The sequence below is a fragment of the Hydrogenivirga sp. genome (assembly GCF_056450045.1).
Genome location: NZ_JBWONM010000030.1, coordinates 1 through 7,588, shown reverse-complemented (window position 1 = coordinate 7,588; position 7,588 = coordinate 1). Strand labels below are relative to the sequence as shown.

Genomic DNA, 7,588 nt, shown 5'->3' with positions numbered 1-7,588 from the left:
GGGAAGGATTTGTAGTCTTTCACGGGAAAGAGAGGTTCAGGGAGATAAGTGAGATAGAGCCAAAGGAAGTAGGCTCTGTGATGACAGTGCCAATGGTGGTGCTTGGGGTCATGGCTATAGTAGGAGGGTTTTTTGAGAGCTGGTACATGCATGCAATAGGAGGGGAGCACAAGGATATACACCTTGGGGTTGCTGCCATATCTGTCGGTGTGGCTCTCCTTGGGATTGCCTTAGCCTACGGGGTTTTTGTGAAGGGAGTCCTTGACCCTGAAAGAACCTACCAGTCCCTTAAGGCTCTACACACCACCTTTAGGGAACAGTTCTTCACGGAGAGGCTCTACCACGGAATACTCGCAGTAGGGTACATGAGCTACTCAAGAGTTCTGTACCTTGTCGGTGAGAGGCAGTTTATAGACGGAATAGTGAACGGGGTTGCATACCTGACCCAATCGGTAGGTCAGGGACTTAAGTTTCTCCAGGGTGGGAAGCTAAACTGGTACGCCCTCGGTCTCGGTAGTGGATTTGCTATACTTGTTCTGCTTCTTGTAGCGGCAATATACGGAGGAGGATTCTGATGGAGAAGCTTCTCAGCCTTATCATATTCCTACCGCTTATAACAGCAGGTGTAATAGCCCTCGTAAGGAAGGAGAGCTTTACCAAGATAGCCTCCATAGTCGTTTCGGGGATAGTGTTTTTGCTCTCTCTGGTCCTCTTCCTTAACTTTGACTTCAACAGGGAGGGCTTTCAGTTCCAGACGAAGGTTGATTGGATACCCACCCTCGGCATATCATACCACCTCGGGCTTGACGGTATGGCTGTCTCGCTGATACTCATGACAGCTCTTCTGTTCTTCGGAGTCTTCGTGTGGTCCTGGAGGATAGAGGACAGACCCATACTCTACACCAGCCTCTTCCTCCTCCTTGAAACCGCCTGTCTCGGGGTCTTTTCCGCCCTTGACTTCTTCCTCTTTTACATATTCTGGGAGGGTATGCTCATACCGATGTACTTCATCATCGGCTTTTGGGGACATGAGAACAAGGTTTACGCTGCCAACAAGTTCTTCATATACACCTTTTTCGGTAGTCTCTTCCTGCTTCTCGGGCTTGCCTCCATCATAGTTTACGGCTACTTCCACACGGGACAGATAACCTTTGACTACCTTGAACATGCCAAGATGGGCTATCCCGTCTGGCTCCAGCTGATAGCCTTCCTCCTGTTCGGTATCGGCTTTGCGGTCAAGATTCCGATGTTTCCCGTCCACACGTGGCTGCCCGATGCCCACGTTGAGGCTCCGACCGCAGGTTCCGTCATACTCGCTGGCGTCCTCCTGAAGATGGGAACCTACGGCTTCGTGAGATACTCACTCCCCCTCTTTCCCGATGCCTCCAAGTACTACATACCTCTCATCTTCTTCCTCAGCGTTGTGGCTATAATCTACGCAGCTATGATGGCGATAGCCCAGACCCACATAAAGAGGCTTATCGCTTACTCCTCCATATCCCACATGGGTATAGTTACCTTGGGAACCTTTGCCCTTGACAAGGACGCCCTCAACGGTGCGGTTTACATGATGATAGCCCACGGGCTCTCTTCAGCAGCCCTCTTCTTTGCCGCCGGCTTTATCTACGACAGGATACACTCTTACAACATGGATGACCTGGGGGGTCTCGCCCGTTACCTGCCGAACTTCGCCGTCTTCTTCATGATATCGGGTCTCGCAGGTATAGGTCTTCCCGGTCTTGCGGGCTTTATAGCTGAGTTCCTCGTCCTCTTGGGGACCTTCAAGGCGCACCCCGTCTGGGCTGTCATAGCGGGAACTGGGATGATACTCGGAGCTGCCTACTTCCTCTACATGTACAAGAGGGTGATGCTTGAGGAGGAGACCATATCCGACCACAGGAGGGAGAAGTGGAGAGCTCTCAGGGACGTTGAGCCCCACCACGTTGTCCCCTTCCTCCTGATACTCTTCGTAGCCTTCCTTATGGGGCTTTACCCAGCACCCTTTGTGAAGATAGCCAACCACACAGCGAAGCTCGTCTTTGGAGGTTGAGAGTTGAACTGGAATGCCCTGTTGCCTGAGATAGTCTTATCCATAGGTATCCTTGTCCTCTTCGCCCTTGAGTTGCTTCTTAAGGACAGGTATTACAAGGCTCTTACCCTTCTGGGTTTCGTCACCGTGATACTCTCAGCCTTCTCCGTTCTCTTCGTGAGCTATCCCGCAAGCACACTCTTCAACGGCTTTACCGTGAGCGGTTTTAATCTGATAGCCAAGTTCTTCCTCCTCGGTGTTACGGGGCTCATACTCCTTTCCTCTTACGACTTCTTCATAAAGAAGGGCTCCGTTTACAGTGAGCTTCCCTACCTCTACCTGATAGCTCTGCTCGGTTTCATGGTGATGCTCTCTTCGGAGAACTTAGCAATAATCTTTGTTGGACTTGAGCTCGCCTCAATAACGATGTACATACTCGTGGGGCTCTTCAGGAGGGATTATCCCTCTAAGGAGGGAGCCTTCAAGTACCTCGTTATAGGGACGACGGGAACGTCAATGTTCGCCTTGGGAGCTGGCTTTGTCTATGGCTCAACGGGGAGCCTGCTTCTGGGCTTCCAGAGGGGGGTTGACCCTCTCTTTGCCCTCGGTGTCCTCTTCCTGATGTCCGCTTTAGCCCTCAAGGTCTCCGCCGTTCCCTTCCACTTCTGGACCCCCGACGCCTACGAAGGGGCTCCAACACCAACTACATCCTTCCTCGCAACCGTTCCCAAGATAGCCATGTACTTTCTATTCGTAAAGCTCACCCTCTACCTCTTCTCAGCCCTTCCCTCCTGGAAGCTCCTTATAGGAACGGTGGCGGTTGCCTCTATGTTCTACGGAAACTTCATGGCTTACGCCCAGAGAAGCGTTAAGAGGCTGTTAGCTTACTCCTCAATAGCCCACGCCGGGTACTTTACCTTAGCCCTTACCGTGGTTGACAAGCTCCTCATGACAGCTCTCCTCTTCTATGTATTTGTCTATGCCCTCGCGACCCTCGGAGCCTTTACGGTTCTCTCGGTTTTGGAAAAGAAGCAGGGCTGGAGCCATCACTTCCTTGACTTCAAGGGCGTTGCCAGAGAGCACCCGGTTTTAGCCTCCTTCTTAGCCTTCTTCCTCTTTGCCCTCATAGGAATACCGCCCATGGCGGTCTTTGTTGGAAAGCTCGGTATATTCATGGGGCTGGTGAAGGGAAATCTGTTTCCCTTGGCTGTCCTCTTTGTGATAGCCAGCCTCATATCCGCAGGCTACTACCTGAAGGTCATAGTTTACATGTTCCTCCACGAGAAGGAGAGGGACCTCGGACCTTCTCAGGTTTCAGCGGGGGAATCCTTCACCCTCATAGTCTCGGGAGCCTTCGTCCTCCTTCTTGGTATATTCCCGAGCCTTGTCCTTGACTTCCTCCTCAAGCTCGTTTAACCGAAGGTCTCTACGAGCCAGTTCCTTATCTCATCCCTTACCTTCCTGAAGGCTTCAAGGATCTCTTCCTCTTCCCCTCTCACCGCAGAAGGGTCCTGAAACCCCCTGTGGAGGCGAACCTTCCCTCCCTCAAAGAAGGGGCAGCTCTCCTTAGCTCCCTCGCAGAGGGTTATCACGTAATCAAACTCCTCGCCCCTGAACTCCTCAAGGCTCTTTGAACGGTTCTTTGAGATGTCAATACCTATCTCAGCCATGACCCTGACTGCGTAGGGATTCACGCCTGAGGGAGCTGTCCCCGCGCTGTGGGCTTCGTACCTGTCGCCGTATAGGTGGTTCAGCAGTGCCTCAGCCATCTGAGAGCGGGCTGAGTTGTGGGTGCACAGGAAGAGCACTCTCTTCATTTCACTCCTCCCAGAACTCCCTGAGTATCCTTTCCCTCCTCTTTTGCTCCTTCCTGTACTTGAAGTAAGCCACGAGGCTGAGGACGAGCACTATCCCCACGATTACGGGGAGAACGGCGATGCCTATTATCAGAACGAGGGCTGTTGTGAAGCCAACGAAGAAGCCGGCGAGGAAGAAGAGGAGGCACTGCAACTGCATCGGAAATAAAATATAACAGGTTATGATAAGGCTTGCAGTTCTGGGTTCAACGGGCTCGGTGGGAACCCAGACCCTTCAGGTAGCCCGGCAGTTTCCCGATGAGATAGAGGTCGTAGCCCTCTTAGCCCGAAGGGCTTCCGATAGGCTCCTCTCCCAAGCAAGGGAGTTCTCCCCCAAACTCGTCGTTACCTACGAGGAGCCCACGAAGGAATGGCTCTCTTCTCTGCCCGAGGGCACAGAACACCTCCTCGGCGATGAAGGTCTTGAGGAAGCCATCACCCTTGCGGACAGGGTTATGAACGCCGTATCGGGCATACACGGTATAAAACCCGCCTACCTCACCCTCAAGAAGGGGAAGGTACTCTTGGCTTCCAACAAGGAGTCGGTCATATGCCTTGGAGAGCTCGTAAGGAAAAGCAGAGAGAAGGTTATCCCTGTTGACAGCGAGCACAACGCCCTGTTCCAGCTTCTTGACAGGATAGAGAGGGAGTACGTCAGGTTCGTCTATCTCACCGCCTCCGGCGGTCCTTTTAAAGACTGGAGTCTTGAGAGGATGAGGAGGGCTACGCCCGAGGAAGCTCTGAAGCACCCTCGCTGGAACATGGGAGCTAAGATAACCGTTGACTCCGCAACGCTCATGAACAAGGGCTTTGAGCTCCTTGAGGCTGTTAACCTCTTTGACCTTGAGCTTGACTCCGTCAAGGTCGTGATACATCCCCAGAGCTTCGTCCACGGGGTGGTTGAGCTGATTGACGGGAGCTTTCTAATGCACGTCTCCCAGACGGACATGAAGGTCCCAATACTCCACTCTCTCTTCTATCCAGAGAGGAAACCCTATCCCTTTGAGAGGGTCTCTCTCCCCGAGCTCTCGCCCATCAGCTTTGAGGAGGTGGACACCGAAAGGTTCAGGTCTATCTACTTAGCCCGCTGGGCTGGTGAGATGGGAGGTGTTTACATACCCGTCCTCCTCGGCGCGGACGAAGAGGCTGTGAACCTGTTCCTTGAGGGCAAGATAGGCTTCCTGGACATAGTTGAGATCATAGAGAAGACCCTTTCGGAGGTAAACCTGAGGGACCCCGAGGACATAGAGGGAATCCTATCAGCCATAGAATGGGCGAGGGAGAAAGTCAGGGAGATCTACGAGAGGGAGTATGCAGGAGCAGTATAGCGAGGCTACCCCAAAGGGCGGAGGAGATGAGAAGGAAGCTGTGGGCTAAGAAGCCGACCTTGAGAGCCTGAGAAAGGCTGAACCCGGCAGCCTTCAGGGGAATGGAAAAGCCCGCCTCGTAGGTCCCGTAGCCCATGAAACCGTGAACCGGCAGGATAGTCGTTAGCTCGCCTCCCGTGAAGGCGAAGGTAAAGGTGAAGAGGTCCGACGAGACAAGCTCTCTAACAACTATGTAAACGCCAAGTATCTTGAGGAAGAAGCTCAAGGTTGAGAGAAGGCTCAGCTTCAGAGACAGGGAGGGGGTGAGCTCCCTTCTCAGGAAGTCCTTGAGCTCGGAGAGCTTCCCCAGAGATGGAAGGAGTTCCCTGAGGTGGGGTAGTGTCAGGGAGAGGAGGAAAAGGAGGAAGAGGGCTGGCAGGAGTAACTCACTCAGAAGTGAGTAGGATACAAGGAGGAGCGAAAGGAGGGCTAAGAGGTCGTAGAGCCTGCCTAAGAAAAAGCTCCAGAGGGAGCTCTTCAGGTCAACGCCGAGCCTGCGGGCGTAGTAAAACCAGCTGAGCTCTCCCGTTCTCGCCGGGAGGATGTTGTTTAGAAGTATGTTGGCGGAGTTTATCAGGAAGGTATCCTTTAAGGAGAGGTCCTTCAGCAGGAGCTTCCAGCGCAGCGCCCTCAATATCTGGCTCATTGTGTATGCCAGAAAGCCGAGTACAAGGTCCGAGGGTTCTATCTTCCTGAGGGAGTTCAGTATGTCCTGAAGGGGAACGAAGTAGAGGAAGATAATCAGGAAGAGGACGAATATTGTCAGGGAGGTAATTAGCCTCTTCAAGCTTTCTCCGGAACGTCGTGTATGACGATGGGCTTACCAGCCCATTCAGAAAGGATGTCTATCGCGACCTGAACTCCCGTTCCGGCAGCTGCAGTAAACATAGAGCTTACCCCTGCGAGGAGTCCAGCTACGAAGAGCCCATCCCTAACCTTAAAGCTCCCGTCGTGCTTCACCATGACCCTCCCGGGCTTGGGAGACCTCGGGTTATCAACGACCTCAACACCTTCGCACTCTATATCAAATCTGTGGAAACCGCTTGCCAGCACAACGTAGTCACCCTCAATCTCCCTACCGCCCCTTGTCCTCACCTTAAACTCTCCCTTCCTACCCGAGATCTCTATCACCTCGTCCTCAAGGAAGTCAACGCCTCCGTAGGACTTTATCTGCTCCCTTATCCTGTCCAGAAGCTCCCTGCCCTTTGTTCCCATGGGTATGCCCGGGACGTTGTTAAAGAGAGCCCTGTTCATGTCCGACCTTCCGGTATCAAGAACGAGGTATCTCCTGTTCTCAGCCCACTCCCAGCCCCTTCCCTGGGCGGAGGCTAAGGTGAGGGCACAGGACAGACCAGAGGCACCACCTCCAACGATTATCACGTCGTACCTCATGGGGAGATATTATAACCCGACTTGCGAGGTAGTAGAATTATAGAATCATGAAAGCCCCCCGCCAAAAAGGCAGGAGGTGAGAAAATGACAGAATTAGAAATAACAACTTACTTCTGTATTATAGACGATATCCTCAAGGAAATAGGATTAAAAGATGACCCACAAGAAAAAGTAAGCAACAGCGAGGTGCTTACCATGGCAGTTATAGCTCATGTAGCTTTTGCAGGCAATTACACACAAGCTCTTGAGATGCTGAGGGAAGGTTTCAGGCATCTGTTCCCATATGTACCCTCCCTATCAAGGTTCTCACGCAGATTGCACAAACTTGAACCCTACCTGCAGACAATAATTAGGAAGATAGGGCTGTTAGGTGGGAGCCCCAAGAGATACTTCATAGATAGCAAGCCTATAAAGGTCTGTGAGAATATCAGGATACCGAGAGCAAAGGTTTTAAAAGGAGAGGAATATAGGGGATACATACCCAGTAAGAGGGAATACTTCTATGGCTTCAAGCTACACGCTCTTGTTGATGATGAGGGGTTATTCAGAGAGGTACACTTGCTTGAGGGAAGGTTGCACGACCTTGAAGGATTGTCTGTTATGAGCTTTTGGGGAGTGAGAGGTCATGAAGTTATAGGGGATAGAGCGTATGTTGACTATAGTTTTGAGGACGAGTTGGTAAATGAAGACATATGTTTAAATCCCGTTAGGAGGGTTGGGGAGAGCAGGTACGAGGGGGAGTGGATTGAGTATTCCAAAAGGTATGTCAGGAGGCTGATAGAGAGTATCTTCAGTGTGATTTACAGGTTTTTAGGGTTGAGACCTTATGCACCTACTAAGGATGGCATTGTTCTTAAAGTCCTCCTGTCTGTTCTTGCTTTCAACCTCTACAGAGGTTTCACCTTGAGGTTATGGTCATGACTTGTAGGTAGCAACTCGGGTTA

Annotated in this window: 8 protein-coding genes and 1 pseudogene; 5 read left to right on the top strand and 4 right to left on the bottom strand. The window is 51.9% G+C overall.

Annotated elements, in window-relative coordinates; translation table 11 throughout:
- From AC1HCM_RS01110 to AC1HCM_RS01100, 3 genes and pseudogenes are all read left to right on the top strand, one after another.
- Positions 1–575, top strand: a pseudogene (locus AC1HCM_RS01110) (NADH-quinone oxidoreductase subunit L); the annotation flags it as partial.
- On the top strand, positions 575–2,050 hold the full coding sequence (locus AC1HCM_RS01105) for a complex I subunit 4 family protein (protein WP_479459933.1): 1,476 nt from the start codon (positions 575–577) through the stop codon (positions 2,048–2,050). The pseudogene AC1HCM_RS01110 and the gene AC1HCM_RS01105, both read left to right, overlap by 1 nt.
- 3 nt (positions 2,051–2,053) lie before the next feature.
- The gene (locus AC1HCM_RS01100; protein ID WP_479459932.1) at positions 2,054–3,445 is read left to right on the top strand and encodes an NADH-quinone oxidoreductase subunit N; all 1,392 of its coding nucleotides are present in this window, start codon (positions 2,054–2,056) and stop codon (positions 3,443–3,445) included.
- Here AC1HCM_RS01100 and AC1HCM_RS01095 read toward each other — a convergent pair.
- Entirely contained in the window at positions 3,442–3,846 is a 405-nt protein-coding gene (locus AC1HCM_RS01095; RefSeq protein WP_479459931.1) for an arsenate reductase ArsC, read from the bottom strand. The genes AC1HCM_RS01100 and AC1HCM_RS01095 overlap by 4 nt on opposite strands.
- 1 nt (position 3,847) lies before the next feature.
- Positions 3,848–4,045, bottom strand: a complete 198-nt coding sequence (locus AC1HCM_RS01090; RefSeq protein ID WP_479459930.1) for a hypothetical protein — start codon at positions 4,043–4,045, stop codon at positions 3,848–3,850.
- Positions 4,046–4,067: 22 nt separating this feature from the next.
- Here AC1HCM_RS01090 and dxr point away from each other — a divergent pair, with 22 nt between their 5' ends.
- Positions 4,068–5,213, top strand: a complete 1,146-nt coding sequence (gene dxr / locus AC1HCM_RS01085; RefSeq protein WP_479459929.1) for a 1-deoxy-D-xylulose-5-phosphate reductoisomerase — start codon at positions 4,068–4,070, stop codon at positions 5,211–5,213.
- Here dxr and AC1HCM_RS01080 read toward each other — a convergent pair.
- Positions 5,173–6,039 carry a flippase-like domain-containing protein gene (locus tag AC1HCM_RS01080; RefSeq protein WP_479459928.1) on the bottom strand — a complete coding sequence of 289 codons (867 nt, stop codon included), beginning with the start codon at positions 6,037–6,039 and terminating at the stop codon, positions 5,173–5,175. The two genes, dxr and AC1HCM_RS01080, sit on opposite strands and share 41 nt — an antisense overlap.
- On the bottom strand, positions 6,036–6,644 hold the full coding sequence (locus AC1HCM_RS01075; RefSeq protein WP_479459927.1) for an NAD(P)/FAD-dependent oxidoreductase: 609 nt from the start codon (positions 6,642–6,644) through the stop codon (positions 6,036–6,038). The genes AC1HCM_RS01080 and AC1HCM_RS01075 overlap by 4 nt, the downstream gene beginning before the upstream one ends.
- 84 nt (positions 6,645–6,728) lie before the next feature.
- On the opposite strand from AC1HCM_RS01075, the gene AC1HCM_RS01070 reads away from it, so the two are divergent.
- A complete protein-coding gene (locus tag AC1HCM_RS01070; protein WP_479459926.1) occupies positions 6,729–7,565 on the top strand; it encodes an IS982 family transposase in 837 nt (278 codons plus the stop codon).
- The last annotated feature ends 23 nt before the right edge of the window (positions 7,566–7,588 follow it).